General features: G+C 65.7%; 15 protein-coding genes and 2 riboswitches. Of the genes, 5 read left to right on the plus strand and 10 right to left on the minus strand.

Going from position 1 to position 16200, the window contains the following annotated elements; genetic code table 11:
• Positions 1-120 precede the first annotated feature (120 nt).
• Together PCLY_RS23460 and PCLY_RS23465 are read left to right on the plus strand one after the other, a co-directional pair.
• On the plus strand, positions 121-1146 hold the full coding sequence (locus tag PCLY_RS23460; RefSeq protein ID WP_061242861.1) for an isopenicillin N synthase family dioxygenase: 1026 nt from the start codon (positions 121-123) through the stop codon (positions 1144-1146).
• Positions 1143-2075, plus strand: a complete 933-nt coding sequence (locus tag PCLY_RS23465) for a hypothetical protein (protein WP_061242864.1) — start codon at positions 1143-1145, stop codon at positions 2073-2075. Before PCLY_RS23460 ends, PCLY_RS23465 begins: the two co-directional genes overlap by 4 nt.
• A gap of 299 nt (positions 2076-2374) precedes the next feature.
• Here the strand turns inward: PCLY_RS23465 and PCLY_RS23470 are convergent, their stop codons facing one another.
• The 3 genes from PCLY_RS23470 to PCLY_RS23480 all read right to left on the minus strand — a co-directional run bounded on the left by PCLY_RS23470 (position 2375) and on the right by PCLY_RS23480 (position 5583).
• Entirely contained in the window at positions 2375-3190 is an 816-nt protein-coding gene (locus PCLY_RS23470; RefSeq protein ID WP_061243279.1) for an ABC transporter ATP-binding protein, read from the minus strand.
• 41 nt (positions 3191-3231) lie between these two features.
• On the minus strand, positions 3232-4047 hold the full coding sequence (locus PCLY_RS23475) for an ABC transporter permease (RefSeq protein WP_061242866.1): 816 nt from the start codon (positions 4045-4047) through the stop codon (positions 3232-3234).
• 200 nt (positions 4048-4247) lie between these two features.
• Positions 4248-4348: riboswitch (guanidine-I (ykkC/yxkD leader) on the minus strand.
• Between the two features lie 173 nt (positions 4349-4521).
• Positions 4522-5583, minus strand: coding sequence for a putative urea ABC transporter substrate-binding protein (locus PCLY_RS23480; RefSeq protein ID WP_061242869.1), 1062 nt, complete (start codon positions 5581-5583; stop codon positions 4522-4524).
• Positions 5584-5635: 52 nt separating this feature from the next.
• Positions 5636-5753: riboswitch (guanidine-I (ykkC/yxkD leader) on the minus strand.
• A gap of 233 nt (positions 5754-5986) precedes the next feature.
• On the opposite strand from PCLY_RS23480, the gene PCLY_RS23485 reads away from it, so the two are divergent.
• Positions 5987-6427 carry a hypothetical protein gene (locus tag PCLY_RS23485; protein ID WP_061242871.1) on the plus strand — a complete coding sequence of 147 codons (441 nt, stop codon included), beginning with the start codon at positions 5987-5989 and terminating at the stop codon, positions 6425-6427.
• A gap of 8 nt (positions 6428-6435) precedes the next feature.
• On the opposite strand, the gene PCLY_RS23490 is transcribed toward PCLY_RS23485, so the two are convergent.
• On the minus strand, positions 6436-7356 hold the full coding sequence (locus tag PCLY_RS23490) for a LysR family transcriptional regulator (RefSeq protein ID WP_061243283.1): 921 nt from the start codon (positions 7354-7356) through the stop codon (positions 6436-6438).
• Between the two features lie 96 nt (positions 7357-7452).
• Between PCLY_RS23490 and PCLY_RS23495 the strand changes: the two genes are divergently transcribed.
• Positions 7453-9240 (plus strand): alkyl/aryl-sulfatase, encoded by a 1788-nt coding sequence (locus tag PCLY_RS23495; protein WP_061243285.1) that lies wholly within the window; start codon positions 7453-7455, stop codon positions 9238-9240.
• 77 nt (positions 9241-9317) lie between these two features.
• A complete protein-coding gene (locus tag PCLY_RS23500; protein WP_231740211.1) occupies positions 9318-9566 on the plus strand; it encodes a DUF1145 domain-containing protein in 249 nt (82 codons plus the stop codon).
• Between the two features lie 83 nt (positions 9567-9649).
• On the opposite strand, the gene mmsB is transcribed toward PCLY_RS23500, so the two are convergent.
• From mmsB to PCLY_RS23530, 6 genes are all read right to left on the minus strand, one after another.
• Positions 9650-10534 carry a 3-hydroxyisobutyrate dehydrogenase gene (gene mmsB, locus PCLY_RS23505; protein WP_061242875.1) on the minus strand — a complete coding sequence of 295 codons (885 nt, stop codon included), beginning with the start codon at positions 10532-10534 and terminating at the stop codon, positions 9650-9652.
• Between the two features lie 134 nt (positions 10535-10668).
• On the minus strand, positions 10669-11505 hold the full coding sequence (locus tag PCLY_RS23510; RefSeq protein ID WP_061242879.1) for an isocitrate lyase/PEP mutase family protein: 837 nt from the start codon (positions 11503-11505) through the stop codon (positions 10669-10671).
• A 92-nt stretch (positions 11506-11597) separates the two neighbouring features.
• Entirely contained in the window at positions 11598-12701 is a 1104-nt protein-coding gene (locus PCLY_RS23515) for an enoyl-CoA hydratase/isomerase family protein (RefSeq protein ID WP_061242882.1), read from the minus strand.
• A 101-nt stretch (positions 12702-12802) separates the two neighbouring features.
• On the minus strand, positions 12803-13621 hold the full coding sequence (locus tag PCLY_RS23520; RefSeq protein WP_061242884.1) for an enoyl-CoA hydratase: 819 nt from the start codon (positions 13619-13621) through the stop codon (positions 12803-12805).
• Between the two features lie 83 nt (positions 13622-13704).
• Positions 13705-14868 carry an isobutyryl-CoA dehydrogenase gene (locus PCLY_RS23525; protein ID WP_061242887.1) on the minus strand — a complete coding sequence of 388 codons (1164 nt, stop codon included), beginning with the start codon at positions 14866-14868 and terminating at the stop codon, positions 13705-13707.
• Between the two features lie 6 nt (positions 14869-14874).
• Positions 14875-16122, minus strand: a complete 1248-nt coding sequence (locus tag PCLY_RS23530) for an ABC transporter substrate-binding protein (RefSeq protein ID WP_061242889.1) — start codon at positions 16120-16122, stop codon at positions 14875-14877.
• Between the last annotated feature and the right edge of the window lie 78 nt (positions 16123-16200).

The following is a 16200-nucleotide window of genomic DNA, read 5'->3' on the forward strand; positions in this document are numbered from 1 at the left end:
GATGGCATGGAAATCGCTATCGACTCCTGTGCAGGGGCGAGCAGGCGATCGCCCTCGGGACGACCCGACCCGCTGCTCGTCTGGACGACCAGGTAACTCACTTGTTCAAGGGAGATTGCCATGGCGCATACCCATTTCACCTCCATCCCTCTGGTCGACGTTGCCGGCCTTTATGCCGACGACCTGGCTCAGCGCCAGCGCGTTGCCGACGAGCTGGGCCGCGCTGCCCGCGAGGTCGGCTTCCTGCAGATCCGCGGGCACGGTATTGCCCGCGAGCTGCGCGACGGGCTGATCGACCAGGCACGCAGTTTCTTCGCCCGTCCGCTGGAGGAGAAGATGCGTTTTTATATCGGCCAGTCGAGCAACCATAGTGGCTACGTGCCGGAAGGCGAGGAGCAGTTCGCCGGCGGTAGCCAGGATCTGAAGGAAGCCTACGACGTCAATTACGACTACACCGAGGCGGCCCAGGTCTACCCGCTGCTGGGGCCGACGCAGTGGCCGGACTCCGCGGATTTCAAGCGCGCGGTCAGCGCCTACTACCGCGCCGCGCTGGCGCTGGGCGACACGCTGTTCCGCGGTTTCGCCCTGGCCCTGGGGCTGGCCGAGGACAGCTTCGCCGGCATCACCCGGCATCCCACCAGCCAGTTGCGCATGATCCATTACCCGCTTGACCCCGACCCGGTGGCTGATCGCCCGGGCATCGGCGCGCACACCGACTACGAGTGCTTCACCATCCTGCTACCGACCGCCGAAGGATTGCAGGTGCTCAACGGCGACGGGCAATGGATCGATGTGCCGCTAGTCGAGGACGCCTTCGTGATCAACATCGGCGACATGCTCGAGGTGCTCAGCAACGGCCAGTTCGTTGCCACCTCGCACCGCGTGCGCAAGGTCAGCGAGGAGCGTTTCGCCTTCCCGCTGTTCTGCGCCTGTGACTACCCGACGCGGATCGCGCCGATTGCCGGCCTGGCGCCGCGGGGTGAGCGGGTGTACACGCCGGTGAGTTGCGGCGACCACCTGTTCGCGCAGACAGCGCAGACCTTTCGCTACCTGCGCCAGCGCCTGGAGGACGGTTCGCTGCAGTTGCCCGATGGCACGGCAGGCCTGTCCAGCTTCGGCGCAGCCAGCCGGGAGGTGACGGCATGAACCTGCTGCAACTGGCAGCACGTTACCCACAGCGTGCCGAGGGTGGTGTGCCGGACTGGATGCTTGGGCACTTTCGCCGCCGAACCATCAGCTTCGCCGACGGCCGCAGCGACGAGCGCACTCAGGTGCACTGGCTGCAGAGCCGCACCTTCACCATCGACCTGCGCCTGCCGGACGCACCGGCGCTGCCGCCGCGTGCCTGGCACGACTACGACGCCGCCGAGCTGCGCGTGCTGGCCAATCACGAAGGCTGGCTGGCCGACAGCGTCTGGGAGAATGGCTACCTGAGCTGGCGCGGTGGTGTGTCTCTGCAGCTGCACAACCGCTGGCCGGAGCCGGCGCAGTTGCAGCGCATCGGCAACTGCATGATCGAGTTTGGCACCACGGGCGCCTATATCGAGGACTGGCGTCTGCAGGCCAGTAGCGGGCCATTGATCGGCCTGCGTCTGCTGGAGGAATGCGACGCGCAAAGCGGCCAGGTGCTGCATCGCGGCGGCGGCCTGATTCTCTGTGGCGAGCAGCTTGCCTGGGTGCAGGGGCGGGCGGTCGAGCCGGGTGAATCAGCGTTGCAACTGCGCGAGCAGGCGCAGCGTGCGTGCGGCGATGGTGCTGCCCTGGCGGCATTGTTCGGTTGCGAGACCTCGCTGGCCTACGCCGATCAGCAGGGGCGTTACCAGGTGGCGTTGTCGACCATGCCGGCACGGGTGGGGCAGATGATTTCGCTGGAGGGCTTCGAGCTACCGGGAGCAGGGCGCGTCTGTCAGCACTTGCAACGCCCGGACGGCCGTGCGGTGGTGCGGACGTTCATCATCGATACGCTGGAGCCGGATTGGCGCGCGGAACTCGCCACGCCGTGCAGCGACGAGGCGCAGCGCTGGTTTGCTGCGGAGGGCGAAACGCTGTCGCGTTATCTTGAGGTGCTGAGTTAGTCAGGCAGTGACTGTCTGATTCAGCGCTGAAAAGCGCGCCGCTGAAGCGCCTCCCACGGGGCGGGGTCCGCCACGATTCGTGGGAGGGGCTTTCGGCTCGGGCATCCTGCTTCGCTCTACCTCCTGCATCCATGCAGTCGTAGCCGCGAGGCTGTGGCTGCAGAGGTGGTGCGCCGAAATACGCTACATCTCTGGTCCGTAGCCCGGATGCAATCCGGGGACAATGTGCCGGTTATCCCCCCCGGATTTCATCCGGGCTACGGTGTTGAATTGATCGGCAACGTCTTCGGGGCGGACGGTCAGCGTGCAGCAATACGCTCGGCCACTTCGCTGGGCAATTGCGCCTGCGCGCGGCGTGCGGCGTTGAGCGGAATGTCGTAGGTGATGCGCGCGCCATAGGCGTTGGGCGCCTGCGGATCAATGCGCACCTTGTCGAATACCAGCAGGCGGGTGCCAAGGCTGAAACCTTCGGACAGGTCATGGGTGACCATGAACACCGTCAGGCGGGTTTCCTGCCACAGCTCCAGCAGCAGCGCGTGCATGTCCTTGCGGATGCCGGGGTCGAGGGCGCCGAAGGGCTCGTCGAGCAGCAGCATACGTGGTTGCATCACCAGCGCCTGGGCGATGGCCAGGCGTTGCTGCATGCCGCCGGAAAGTGCGCTGGGATATTTGTTCAGGGCATGGCCGAGACCGACCTTGCTGAGGATTTCGGCAGCGCGCTCGCGCGCTTCGCGCTTGGCCGCGCCGAACAGCCGGCCCAGCAGCTTGGATTTCGGCAGCTCCAGGCCCAGGGCGACGTTGTCCAGCACGCTCAGGTGGGGGAACACCGAGTAGCGCTGGAACACCACGCCACGGCTCGGGTCGGGTTCGTTGGGCAGCACCTGGCCGCTCAGCAACAGCTCGCCACGGCTCGGGCGTTCCTGGCCGAGCAGCATGCGCAGGAAGGTGGATTTTCCGCAGCCGGAGGCGCCGACCAGGGTGCAGAACTCACCTTCGTTGACCTTGAGGTTGAGGCCTTCGAGCACGACCAGATCGCCGTATTCCTGCCACAGGTTGCGCGCCTCGATAAAGGCGGCGTTCGAGGTGCCGTGTGCGGCGGCGCTTGAGTCAGTCATGGCAGGTTCACTCAGCGGGACGACGTGTTGGCTGAACAGGGTCATGCCTTGCCTCCTTCATGCCAGGGGAAGCACAGGCGTAGTACCTGGCGCAGGCCCAGATCCATCAGCCAGGCCAGCAGGGTGATCCACAGGACGTAGGGCAGGATCACGTCCATGGCCATGTAGCGACGTACCAGAAAGATGCGGTAACCGAGGCCATCGGTCGAGGCGATGGCCTCGGCGGCGATCAGAAACAGCCAGGCCGAGCCAAGCATCAGTCGCAGCGAGATCAGCAGGCGCGGCATCAGTTGCGGCAGCACCAGGCGCAGGATCAGCGTCCAGGAATTGGCGCCCAGGGTCTGCGCCTTGATCAGCAGTTCGCCGGGAATCTCGCGCGCGCGTTGCTCGATGTCGCGGGCGATGCAGGGGGTGATGCCGATGACGATCAGCATCACCTTGGACAGCTCGCCGAGGCCGAAGACGATGAACAGGATCGGCAGAATGGCCAGCGGCGGAATCATCGACAGCACCGTGAGCAGCGGTGACAAGGGCGCGCCGAACAGCGGCACGCTGCCGGCCGCGATGCCCAGCACCAGGCCCAGCAGCGCGGCGATGCCGATGCCGAGGGCCAGACGCTGCAGGCTGGAAGCGGTGTCCTGCCAGAACAGGTACTGGCCGCTGCGTTTGTCTTCGCTGAAGGCCAGGCGGTCGATGGCATCGACCATCTGACTGGCGCTGGGCAGCAGCTTGTCATTGGGGTTCTCGGCCAGGCGGCTGGTCGAGGCGCTGAAGTAGACGAACAGCAGCAGCGCGAAGGGCAGCAGGATCAGCAGCAGGCGGCCGCTGCGATCCGGGTGGCGGTTGATCAGGCGCATGGGGAGTCCTCGTCGGGCCTTGGGCGGAATGCGTGCGCGGCTAGCGTGCGAAGAGGGCGCAAGAGGGCAGGCGCACGGGCGTCTGGCCGTTCTGGTGGGCGGCTGGCTGCCGCTGTTGCGAGTGGGGCGTACCCATGGTGAACCTCCAGTTTGACAGGGGCGGACAGGAGTTCGCGGCGGTTCCCCACGGATGGGGCGCGTTCTCCCGGGCTTTTGTCCCGCCGTGTAACCTCGCTGGAGGTCGCTAGCTCTCGGACCAGTCGCTCGCGCATGGCGAGCCGGAACCCTAGCCGGCTATTGGCAAATTGTGGTGCCGCGATCCCGGTGAGCCGGGGGGTTCCTGCACCAGAGATTCTTAGCGAACATCGTGCCATGCGCCGTAAGGTGCAGCGCTTGGCGCTGCGCTGCGGTTCGTCGCTGGCGCCGTGCGCCGTGCTGGTGCGTGGTGTGGGCGGCGTGCTGCCTGCTGGGGCGCTACAGGGCGCCGTCTGCGGCCAGCTGCATGTAGGCGTGGTTGAAGCGCAGCAGGATGCGCTGGGGGCTGCCAATGGTCTTTTCACCGCTGAACTCGATACCCAGGTTGGTCAGGCCCTGGCCACGCTTGCCCAACAGGCCATGAGCATCGGCAAAGTGGGCGACGCGTCGCATCGTGTCCGGCAGCTTGCCGGTGCGGGCGAAGTTGAGGGCCGAGCGTGGCGAATAGAACGAGCGCAGGGTGACCAGCTGTTCCTCGAAGTCCTCGGGGCTGGTGTCCGCAGCGGTGGCCATGCGGGCTCGGGCTGCGCGCCCGGCAGCTGTCGGCAGGCCAAGCAGGCGCTGGGTCTCGAACCAGGCACCGGTCAGCGCCCGGCCGAACTCGGGATGCTGGGCCAGGGTCTGGCTGTTGACCACGGTGAGGTCGAGGATCTCGCCGGGGATGCGGTTGGAGTTGAACACCATGCTGACCTGCGTCTTGCGCTGGATCTGCGAGAGGATCGGGTTCCAGGTGATCACCGCATCGCCCTGGCCGGAGAGAAAGGCCTCGGCGATCTCGGTGTCGGAGACATGCTGGATGGTCACGTCGCTTTCCTCCAGCAGTGCCCATTCCAGCGCGCGGCTGAGCAGGTAATGGGACACCGAGTTCTCTACCAGCAGCACGGTCTTGCCCTTGAGGTCGCGGATACTCTTGCCGTTGCCGCGCAGCAGCAAACCGTCGGCTCCATTGGAGAAGTCGCCGATGATCAGCGCGGTGCTGTCCGTGCCGGCAGCGGCGGGGATGGTCAGGGCATCCATGTTGGTCATGGTGCAGGCGTCGAACTGACCCGCGCTGTAGCGCTCGATGGAAGCGACGTAATCCGGCACTTCCTGCACCTGAATGTCAATTCCATACTTGTCCGCCCACTTCTTCACGATGCCTTGCTCGGCGGCGTAGCCCCAGGGCATCCAGCCGGCGAATATCGACCAGCACAACTTGAAGGTTTTGGGGGCGGCCTGGGCTGTCGGAGCGCCGAGCAGGCAGGCGCAGAGCAGGACGGTGAGCAGGGAGCGAATGGACATGGATACCTCGGGTCATGGACGAAAGCTGGAAAGCCGGCAGCCGTGCTGCGCGTTCTCCCGGGCTTTTGTCCCGCCGTGTAACCCCGCGGCTTCCGGCCGCTGCATGAGGTCGCCGACTCTCGGACCAGCCACTCGCCCTGCGGCGAGCCGGAACCCTAGTCGGCCATTGCGATTCGCTAACACTGACGATCCTGGGCGTGGATCGGCTTTCCGCTGCGCTGAGTAAGCGAATGCCATGCCAGGGACATGGCAATGGTCCTGTGCTCTCGTGGTTTTGCGCCGTCGGTCACAGCCGACGAAGTGAATCGCACCTGTTGTGGGCGGCGCTGTCTGATGAGTCAGGGATCACCATCCCGGAGGCCGACATCGGTCGGCGTCGTCCCAGCGGTCACAGGAGGCCGCCATGCCCTACAAGATGCTATTGTCCGCGCTGTTCCTGTTGCTTTCCGGTTGTGCCGTCTATGGCGATGGCTACGACCGTAGTTATCACAACGGTCATGGCTATCGTTATTACGACGGTTACCGGCGTGATTACTACTCGCCGCCCGTCTACGTGACGCCGCGCTACTACTATGAGGATCGCCGGCACAGCTACTACTCCGCCCCTCCGCGCTACGTGCCGGCGCCGCCGCCGCGTTACCACTACGGACACGAGCAGCGCTATCGCGAAGGCTACAAACGTGATGCCCAGCCGCGGCACGACTATCGCCGAGACCAGCGCCGTCAGGAGTATCGCGGCGGGCAGGTTCAGCGCGGCTGGGAAACCGGCCGCAGCACCCAGCAGCGCTTTTCCAGCGGGCGCAGTCATGACCAGCCGCGGCGCGGCAGCGAGCGCCGCTGGTAAGCCTCGGCTCAATCCGCCGCGTGTCCAGCACGCGGCGTTTGTTCATCTACCCGACGAATCGCCTCGACCATGGCTTGCGCCGCTGGCGACAGGCTGTGGCCGGCGCGGCTGACCAGGCCGTAGGCCGAATGCTGGTGCAGCCCCTCCGCCTGCATGGGTAGCAGGCACAGCTGGCCGCTGCGAACTTCTTCGGCAATCACATCCCAGGGCGCCATGCTCAGCACGTCGCTGCCCGCGACCAGGCGCTTGAGCACCAGAAAATTGTCGCACTCCACGCTCAGCGGCTGCAGTCGGCCGCTGGCAGTGCTCAGGCTGCGCTCGACCACGTGCGGCAACTGCGTGCCGGCCAGGGGGAAGTCGAGCAGGTCGCCGAGCCTCAGCTCGCGCCGTTGCAGCAGGGGGTGCGCCGGACGGCAGAACAGCACGCCGTGATGCACCCGTAGCGGCTCGATGTGCAGTTGCGCATCGCCTTGCAGTTCGCGGATGTCGGCGACGAACAGCTCGATGGTCGACTCCAGCAGCGCGTCGCGCAGCTCCAGCCAGTTGCCGATGTTCAGTTTCACCTGCACGCGCGGATAGCGCTGCAGCAACTGGCCGAGCGCCTGCGGTACCAGCCTGGCGGCGGGGTAGGGGCCAGCGCCCAGGCGCAGCTCACCGGCCTGCAGGTTGCCCAGCTGGTTGACCGCATTGCTCAATGCCAGGCTGCCGGCCAGCAGGCGCCGGGCATGCTCCAGCACCAGCCGGCCATGGGCGGTGAGGGTGACGCCACGGTTGTGGCGATCCACCAGGGTGCAGCCGAGCTGGCTCTCCAGGGCCTGGATGCTGCGGCTCAGGGCGGGTTGGCTGAGGTGCACGGCGGCAGCGGCACGGGCGAAGTGCTGGTGCTCGGCGAGCGCGACGAAGTGGCGAAGCTGGCGTAGATCGTTCATGTGCATTGTGCATCAACTTGCTTATTCGAATGCATTGGAATTATCGAACAGGCTTTGCCAACCTGCCAGCACTCCAACAACAAGACGTCCATCGCCATGAGCACATTCTTTCGCTTGAGCGGCCTGCTGCTGGCCGCCTCCCTGCCCTTGAGCGCCTATGCCGAGCTGCCGGCCGAGCGCATCGAGCCCAGCATCAATGCCGAGCTGGCGGCCCACACCAAGGTCTTCGCCCAGCAGATCTACCGCGTCGCCGACAACGTCTATTCCGCCGTGGGCTGGCAGCTTGGCAACGTGGTGATGATCGAGGCGCCGGAGGGGCTGATCATCGTCGACACCGGCGAGTCGGTCAGCGAGTCGCGCAAGATCATGGCCGAGTTTCGCAAGATCACCGACAAGCCGGTGAAGGCGGTGGTCTACACCCACTTCCATCCGGACCATATCAATGGCGTGCAGGCGTTCGTCACGCGCGAGCAGGTCGAGTCCGGCGACGTGCAGATCTACGCCCACGACACCCTGCTGGCCAACGTCGTGGCCCAGGGCGCGCTGGTCGGGCCGATTCTCGGTGTGCGCTCGGCCTACAGTTTCGGCTCCTTCCTCGAGGCGCAGGACGAGCAGGACATGAACGGCGGTATCGGCCCGCTGGTCACCCCGGAGCCTTCCACCTTCATCGCCCCGACGGTGACCTTCGCGGACAGGCTCGACACCACCATCGCCGGGCTCGACGTGCAGTTCCTGCATGTCCCCAGCGAGGCGCCGGACGAGATCGTGCTCTACCTGCCGGCCAATCGCGTGCTGATCAGCGCCGAGGTCGATCAGGGGCCGACGCTGCCGAACATCCACACCTTGCGTGGCACCAAGTTCCGCGATCCGGTGCAGTGGGTCGAGAGCCTGGACAAGCTGCGCGCCTACCGGGCCGACTACATGGTGCCGCTGCACGGTCGCCCGGTCAGCGGTCAGGACGCGGTGGAGGAAGTGCTGCGCATGACCCGCGACGGCATCGCCTACATCCATGACCAGACCGTGCGCTGGATGAACAAGGGGCTGACGCCGGACGAGCTGGTGGAGAAGGTCAAGCTGCCGCCGCACCTGGCGGGCTACACGCCCTACCTGCGCGAGTACTACGGCACGGTGAAGCACAGCGTGCGGCAGATCTACAACGGCTACCTGGGCTGGTTCCAGGGTGACCCGGTGGACCTCGACCCGACGCCGCCACGGCAGAAGGCCGAGCGCCTGATCGCCATGATGGGCGGGCGCGAGAAGCTGCTGCTGGAGGCCGGCAACGCCTACCTCAAGGGGGATTACCAGTGGGCCGCCGAGCTGGCCGGCTATGCCATCCGTGTCGATCACGACGACCAGCTGGCGCGCGACATCAAGGCGCGCAGCTTCCGCAAGCTGGGCTACGCCAGCATGAACATCAACTGGCGCAACTGGTATCTGATGAGCGCCATGGAGCTGGAGGGCAAGCTCGACGGTGACGAGATCAGCCAGCGCTCGATCGAGATGCGCAAGGTCTTCCTCTCGCCGGACATGGTGCGCAGCTTCACCCCGCAGAGCTTCCTGCAGAACTGGGTGACCCGTATCGATCCAGACAAGGCCGGTGATGTCGAGCTGACCCTGGGTTTCAACTTCCCCGATGTGGACGAACAGTGGGCGCTGGAGGTCCGGCGCGGTGTCGCGCAACTGCACAAGGGCATTCCCGAGGGTACGGGTTTGCGCCTGAGCATGGACAAGCGCTTCATGGAAACCCTGCTGACTGGCGAAGGTGGCCTGGTCAAGGGTGCGCTGCTCGGTGATGTGCAGGTCGATGGCAACCTGCTGGAGATTCGTCGCTTCCTCAGCTGCTTCGACTTCAGCGACGAAGCATTTGGCCTGACCTTGCGCTAGGACTTGCGCCAGTCGAAAGAGGGGCGGCCTCTTGCGGATCAGCCCGGCACACTTCGGGCTCATCCACTCGGAGGCTCATGATGAACCTGCTGTCTTTCGCCAAGGGCGCCCTGGCCATGTTCTGGCTGGTGGCGCTGCTCAATCTGTTCTATCCCTTCGCCACGCCGCTTGGCGGCTGGGTCAACTGGGCGGCGCTGCTGGTGCTGCTGGCGCATGTCGGCGAGCTGTTGCTGTTTCGCACGCGCCTGCAGGGGTTGCCGGGGCAATGGTGGCAGCGCCTGCAGGTGCTGTTGTTCGGCATGTTGCATCTGCAGCACCTGCGCTGAGCGCTGATGCCAAAGGTGACGACCCTGCCGGGGTTGCCGCGCGGCGTAGCCGGCTTGCCGGCACGCAGCGCTGTTGCCCAGCGTTATTCCACGAACAGCTGCTGCACCACCGAGAAGTCCTGTTTGCCCTTGCCCTGCTTGAGCAGTAGGCGATAGAGCTGCAACGCCAGGGCGCCCATCGGTGCGCTGTTGCCTTTGTGGCTGGCGGTTTCCTGGGCCAGGCCGAGGTCCTTGGCCATCAGCTCGGCCATGAACCCGCCGCTGTAGCCTTTCGAGGCCGGTGCGCTCTCCATCACCCCGGGCCAGGGGTTGTACTTCTCCAGTGTCCAGTTGCCGCCGGAGCTCTGCCGCATGATCTCGGCCAGCACGGCCGGATCCAGGCCATTGGCCACGCCCATGGCCATGGCTTCGGCAGTGGCGATCATCTGCACAGCGAGCACCTGGTTGTTGCACACCTTGGCCACCTGACCGGCGCCATCCGGGCCGGCGTGGAAGATGTTCTTGCCCATGGCCGCGAGCAGCGGTCGGGCCTGTTCCAGAGTCTGCGCCTCACCGCCGACCATGAAGGTCAGGGTACCGGCCGCTGCGCCGCCAGTACCGCCGGATACCGGTGCATCCAGCAGGGCGACGCCGCGCTCGCGAGCGGCGGCGTGCACCGTGCGCGCGGACTCCGGGGCGATGGTCGAACACTCGATCACCAGGGTGCCGGCCGCCAGTCGACTGAGCAAACCATCTTCGCCCAGATAAAGGCTCTCCACGTGGCGGCTGGCCGGCAACATGCTGATCACTACCTGCGCCTGGTCGATGGCGTCGGTGGCACTGCATGCCGCCAGAGCCCCCTCGCTGGCCAGGGTATCGACAGCGCTGCGTACCAGGTCGAACACTTTCAGCGGATAGCCCGCCTTGAGCAGGTTGCGGGCCATGGGCAGGCCCATGTGGCCAAGGCCAATGAAGGCGATCTGGGTCATGTCGGTTCTCCTTTTCTTGTTTTGGCAGCGTGGGCCATTGTCCGGTTTTGAATGGTTCCTACAGATCCGTAGCCCGGATGAAATCCGGGGGCGTGCAACCCATTTCCCGGATTGCATCCGGGCCACGGCCAGTGTTACTGCCCGGTTTTGAACATCTCGTTGAGTTCGGCGAAGGAGGCGGCGTTCCTGGCGAAGCCGGCATCGCCCTGCTGCAGTGCGCGTGCGGCCTGGAGAAAGCCGCCGAAGGCTGCGCGTGCCAGACTGGAGCCGACGCTGACGCGGCGCACGCCCAGCTCATTGAGATCATCGAATGTCAGTGCGCAGGACGACAGCCCCAGCAGCACGTTGACCGGCCTGGGCGCCACGGCGCGCACCACGGCATCGATCTGCGCGCGGGTGCTCAGGCCGGGGGCGTAGAGCACATCGGCGCCGGCCTCGGCATAGGCTTCCAGGCGGCGCAGGGTGTCGGTCAGGTCTTCGCGCCCATGCAGGAAGTTTTCCGCGCGGGCACAGAGGGTGAAGGGGAAGGGCAGGCTGCGCGCGGCCGCCACCGAGGCGCGGATGCGTTCTACGGCCAGCTCCAGCGGGTAGATGGGCGCCTGCGGATTACCACTGGCATCTTCGATGGAGCCGCCGACCAGTCCGCAGGCCGCGGCCTGCAGCAGGGTGTCGGCGCAGCCTTGTGGCTCGTCGGCGAAGCCGTTTTCCAGATCGGCGGCCACGGGCAAGGATGTGGCTTCGACGATGGTGCGGGCGTTGACCAGAGTCTCCTCACGGCTGATCAGTCCTTCGCCGTCGGCGCGCCCGAGGCTGAAGGCCAGGCCGGCGCTGGTGCTGGCCAGGGCTTCGAAGCCCAGCGTGGCGAGGATTCTCGCCGAGCCGGCATCCCACGGGTTGGGCAGCACCAGCAGTTGCTCGCGCAGGTGCAGGGCCTGGAAGGTCAGGGCTTTTTGCAGTTGTGTATCGGCCATGCCAGCTCTCCTTGGTAAGTGTCGTGCCCGTAGCTCCTCGGGTCGCGGCTAAAGCCCCTCCCACAAAAGCCCTGCTACAGAGCCCGGAAACATCACAAATCCGCCAGCGGATGCTCGCCGTCCCAGGCCGGGGCGAAATGCGCGTCGATCACGGCCTGTGGAATTGCCGCCACGTCGGGCCAATGCCAATGCGGCGTCTGGTCCTTGTCGATCAGGCGGGCGCGCACGCCTTCGGGAAATTCCGGGTGGCGGCAGCAGTTCAGGCTCATGGCGTATTCCATGCGGAACACTTCGGCCAGCGACAGATGGCGCGCACGGCGGATCTGTTCCCAGACCAGATGGGTGGTCAGTGGGCAGCCGTGGGCCAGGGTCTTGGCGGCGCGGGCAAGCAGGGTGTCTTGGTCGTGCTGCAAGGCGCAGAGGTTGGTCACGGCAGCCGGCAGGTCGGCGACGTCGAGCAGCTCGTCGATGTGTTCGCGGCGTGGCAGCCACTGCGCGCCTGGCAGTTCGGCGCGGGCCTCGCTTTCCAGCGCTCGTAGCAGGCTGTGCAACTGGGCATCGGGCTGCTCGCGCCAGTTCAGTTGCACCAGACCGTCGAGCAGCGCGCCTTGCTGGTCATCACGCAGGAAGCGATCGGCCAGATTCAGGTCCAGCGCATCACGGGCGTTGATGCTGGCGGCGGTGAGCCCGAGGAACAGGCCCAGGCGACCCGGCAGGCGGGCGAGGAACCAGCTGCCGCCGACATCCGGGTACAGGCCGATGTTGATCTCCGGCATGCCCAAGCGGCTGCTCGGGGTGACGATGCGAATGCCGGCGCCTTGCATCAGGCCCATGCCGCCGCCCAGCACATGGCCGTGGGCCCAGCAGATGAAGGGTTTGGGGTAAGTATGGATGCGATGGTCGAGGCGGTATTCGTCGGCGAAGAAGCGGCTAGCCAGGGGCGGCACCTCGCCGGGGTGTTCGCGACACTGGTGCACCAGCTGGACCACGTCGCCGCCGGCACAGAAGGCCTTGGGGCCGTTACCGCGCAGCATTACGCAGGCGATGGTCGGATCTTCGGCCCAGGCTTTCAGGCGCTCGTCGAGTGCCTCGATCATCGGCAGCGACAGGGCGTTGAGGCTTTTCTCGGCGTCCAGGCTGGCGATGCCGATGCGGTAGCCGTGCAGGCTGGGGCGTTCTTCGAATTGCAGGTTCATGAGGTTTTCCCGCGTAGGGTGGATGGCGCTTTATCCATCCACCGTGTGGGTTGGGGTGGATGTAAAAGGCGACATCCACCCTAGGTATGCAGACACTGGACTTATTTGTTACGCCACTGCGGATCGCGTTTTTCCAGGAAGGCGTTGACGCCTTCGCGGGTGTCGTCGGCGTCGAACAGGTCGACGAAGCGCTCGCGCTCCTCCGGCAGCCAGGTGTTCGGGCCGCGCTGGCGCGCGCCCTGGATCAACGGCTTGATGGTGCGTACCGCCACCGGACTTTGCCGTGCCACCTTGGATGCCAGCAGCAGGGCGGTGCCGCGTGCTTCGCCGGTGTCCACCACCTGTTCGACCAGGCCGATACGCAGGGCGGTGTCGGCGTCGATGCGTTCGCCACAGAGGATCATGCGCTTGGCCCAGCCTTCGCCCACCAGCCAGGGCAGCGCCTGGGTGCCGCCCGCGCAGGGCAACAGGCCCACGGACGCTTCCGGCAAGGCCATCTGCGCCTGGCGCTCGGCGATACGGATATCGCAGGCCAGCGCGCACTCCAGGCCGCCACCCATGGCGTAACCGTTGATTGCGGCGATGGACACACCACGGAAGTCGCGCAGGCTCTCGAAGGCCTCGCCAAAGCGTCGCGCCATCTCGCGGGCGCGGGCCTTGTCGCCATCGGCGAACATGTTCAGGTCGGCGCCGGCGCTGAAGAACTTCGGCCCCTGGCCGGTCACCACCAGCGCGTACACCTCGTCGTCACGGTTGAGGTGCTCGATCACCTGTTTGAGGCCGATCAGCGAGTCGCGATCCCAGGTGTTGGCTGGTGGGTGATTGATGGTGATCAGCGCGGTGTGGCCATGCTTCTCCACGGTGAGCTTGTGGGTCAGGTCGAAGATGCCGGATTTGTAGGTTTCCAGTGCAGTGCTCATAGCGATTCCTCATCGATCATCGCCCCTTTTCCATATACGGGAGAGGGACGGGGCGGCCCGCGTAGGGAGAGGGCATTAAATGGTCAGAGCAGGCGATCGAGCATGCCGCCCTGCAGGAGCAGGCGGCGGGCGACGATCACCCGCATGATTTCGTTGGTGCCTTCCAGGATCTGGTGCACGCGAGCGTCGCGCACCCAACGCTCCAGTGGATAGTCGTTGAGATAGCCATAGCCACCATGAAGTTGCAGGGCCTCGTTGCACACCGTGAAGCAGTGGTCGGTGGCGAAGCGCTTGGCCATGGCGCAATACAGGCTGGCTTCAGCGTGATCGTGATCGAGCTTGTGTGCGGCCAGGCGCACCATCTGCCGGCTGGCGGTGAGGTCGGTGAGCATGTCGGCCAGCTTGAACTGCAGGGCCTGGAACTGGCTGAGCGCTTTGCCGAACTGCTTGCGCTCCTCGACGTAACGCAGGCTCTGCTCCAGCGCTGCCTGGGCTGCGCCGAGCGAGCAGCTGGCAATATTGAGGCGGCCGCCATCGAGGCCTTTCATGGCATAGACGAAGCCTTCGCCTTCCGGGCCGATACGATGGCTGGCAGGAATACGCACGCCCTCAAAGGTGATGGTGCGGGTCGGCTGCGCCTTCCAGCCCATCTTGTCCTCGTTGCGGCCATAGCGCACACCGGGGGCATCGGCTGGCACCAGGAAGCAGGAGATGCCCTTGGCACCATCCTCGCCACTGCGCGCCATGACGATCAGCACATCGGTACTGCCGGCACCGGAGATGAAGCATTTGCTGCCGTCGATCACGTAGTCGTCGCCATCGCGGCGAGCGCGGGTGCGCAGGTTAGCCGCATCGGAGCCGGCGTCCGGCTCGGTCAGGCAGTAGGACGCCAGTGACTGGCCGCTGATCAGCCCCGGCAGCCAGGCGTCTTTCAGCGCCTGGTCAGCGAAGCTGGCGAGCATCCAGGTGGCCATGTTGTGGATGCTCAGGTAGGCGGTGGTGGCCACGCAGCCGGCCGCCAGTTGTTCGAAGATCAGTGCGCTGGAGAGTCGCGACAGCCCCAGGCCGCCGTCCTCCTCGGCGATGTACAGGGCCAGGTAGCCCTGTTCGGCGGCGCGGCGGATTACCTCGACGGGGAAGTGGTGGTCGCGATCCCAGTCGGCGGCGTGGGGTGCCAGTTCCCGCGCGGCGAAGGCGCGGGAACTGTCGGTTAGCAGGCGTTGCTCATCACTGAGTTCGAAGTCCATGGCATCTCATTGCAAGGTCAAAGGTTGGCCGCCGGCGCGCCGTTCGGCCTGCCATTCGGCGAGGCTGGGCAGCGCCGTGTTGGCGTCGAGGCGGTCGACGATTTCGAAGTAGTCCTGTTTCAACGGGTCCTTGAGCACGTCCTCGCGTGGCTTGACCTTCACCGCGTAGACGGTCTGCAGGTTCTGATGGTCGAAGGCGCGCCATTGCTGCTCGTCTTTGAGCAGGCTGTAGCGGTGGCCTTCGAGTGCCTTGATCAGCGCCTCGCTATCGAGGCTGTTGGCGCGCTTGGCGGCGTCGGCCCATTGCTGGACGATGCTGTAGGCCGATGCGGCAGAGCTGGACGGGTACATCTCGTAGCGGGTCTTGAATGACTGCACGAAGGCTTCGCCGCGCGCGGACTTCTCCAGCGCCGGGACGCGCCAGGTCCAGGGTTCGGTACCGATCACGCCCTGCATCAGATTGGGGCCGGCCTGCTCGACCATGCTCTGGGTCAGGTTGGGCGCGATGACCTGCATGCGCTCGGTCAGGCCCAGGTCCTTGGCGATACGCATGGCGCGCACCAGATCTTCACCGAACAGCACCAGCGCCAGGACCTCGGCATTGCTGGAGGCAGCCTGGGTCAGGGCATCCTGGTAGTCGGCCAGGCGGGCGCCGGGGAAGGGCACGCGCACGCCCGCATGCTGGCCGACGTTGTCGGTGGCCGTGGCCTGGCGCAGCGAGGCCTCGGTGGTGTGGCCCCAGGTGTAGTCGGAGGTCACGTAAAAGTAGCGTTTGTTCGGCAAGGTCTTGCTCAGATACTGGCCAAGCACCTTGGCGCTCATCCAGGCGTTGTTGCACTCGCGGAACATGTAGCGGTGGCCATCCTTGCCAGTGGTGTCGTTGGAGTAGGTGAGGGTGCCGAAGTACAGCAGGCCGTGCTCCTTGGCACGCTTGCCGGCCGCGATGGCGACCGCGCTGGAAGAGCCGCCGAACAGCACCGCCACCCCTTCGGCGGCCAGCTTGTCGACGTTCTTCACCGCCTTGGCCGGGCGCGAGGCAGTGTCCTTGCTGGACAGGCGCAAAGGCCGTCCCAGCACACCGCCTGCGGCATTGATTTCATCGATGGCCAGCAGGGCTCCACGCATTTGCGCCAATCCCTCCTCCTTGTATGGTCCGGTGCGCGGATAGTTGAGCCCGAGGGTAATGGGCTCGGCAGCCTGCGCACAGGCAGTGATCGCGGCCCACAGGGCCAGCATGGCAGACAGTTGGCGCATTGCAGTTCTCCTTATTCTTGTTCTGCTGAGAACCCTTTTACGCCGCTTGTCCAGTTCAGGTGATCGTCTATTGGTCTA

Source organism: Ectopseudomonas composti (genome assembly GCF_001567565.1).
Taxonomy (GTDB): domain Bacteria; phylum Pseudomonadota; class Gammaproteobacteria; order Pseudomonadales; family Pseudomonadaceae; genus Aquipseudomonas; species Aquipseudomonas composti_A.

Excerpts from the sequence above, each read along its gene's own strand:
- PCLY_RS23460 (WP_061242861.1), top strand. The coding sequence starts at position 121 with ATGGCGCATACCCATTTCACCTCCATCCCTCTGGTCGACGTTGCCGGC.
- PCLY_RS23465 (WP_061242864.1), top strand. The coding sequence starts at position 1,143 with ATGAACCTGCTGCAACTGGCAGCACGTTACCCACAGCGTGCCGAGGGT.
- PCLY_RS23470 (WP_061243279.1), bottom strand. The coding sequence starts at position 3,190 with ATGACTGACTCAAGCGCCGCCGCACACGGCACCTCGAACGCCGCCTTT.
- PCLY_RS23475 (WP_061242866.1), bottom strand. The coding sequence starts at position 4,047 with ATGCGCCTGATCAACCGCCACCCGGATCGCAGCGGCCGCCTGCTGCTG.
- PCLY_RS23480 (WP_061242869.1), bottom strand. The coding sequence starts at position 5,583 with ATGTCCATTCGCTCCCTGCTCACCGTCCTGCTCTGCGCCTGCCTGCTC.
- PCLY_RS23485 (WP_061242871.1), top strand. The coding sequence starts at position 5,987 with ATGCCCTACAAGATGCTATTGTCCGCGCTGTTCCTGTTGCTTTCCGGT.
- PCLY_RS23490 (WP_061243283.1), bottom strand. The coding sequence starts at position 7,356 with ATGAACGATCTACGCCAGCTTCGCCACTTCGTCGCGCTCGCCGAGCAC.
- PCLY_RS23495 (WP_061243285.1), top strand. The coding sequence starts at position 7,453 with ATGAGCACATTCTTTCGCTTGAGCGGCCTGCTGCTGGCCGCCTCCCTG.
- PCLY_RS23500 (WP_231740211.1), top strand. The coding sequence starts at position 9,318 with ATGATGAACCTGCTGTCTTTCGCCAAGGGCGCCCTGGCCATGTTCTGG.
- mmsB (WP_061242875.1), bottom strand. The coding sequence starts at position 10,534 with ATGACCCAGATCGCCTTCATTGGCCTTGGCCACATGGGCCTGCCCATG.
- PCLY_RS23510 (WP_061242879.1), bottom strand. The coding sequence starts at position 11,505 with ATGGCCGATACACAACTGCAAAAAGCCCTGACCTTCCAGGCCCTGCAC.
- PCLY_RS23515 (WP_061242882.1), bottom strand. The coding sequence starts at position 12,701 with ATGAACCTGCAATTCGAAGAACGCCCCAGCCTGCACGGCTACCGCATC.
- PCLY_RS23520 (WP_061242884.1), bottom strand. The coding sequence starts at position 13,621 with ATGAGCACTGCACTGGAAACCTACAAATCCGGCATCTTCGACCTGACC.
- PCLY_RS23525 (WP_061242887.1), bottom strand. The coding sequence starts at position 14,868 with ATGGACTTCGAACTCAGTGATGAGCAACGCCTGCTAACCGACAGTTCC.
- PCLY_RS23530 (WP_061242889.1), bottom strand. The coding sequence starts at position 16,122 with ATGCGCCAACTGTCTGCCATGCTGGCCCTGTGGGCCGCGATCACTGCC.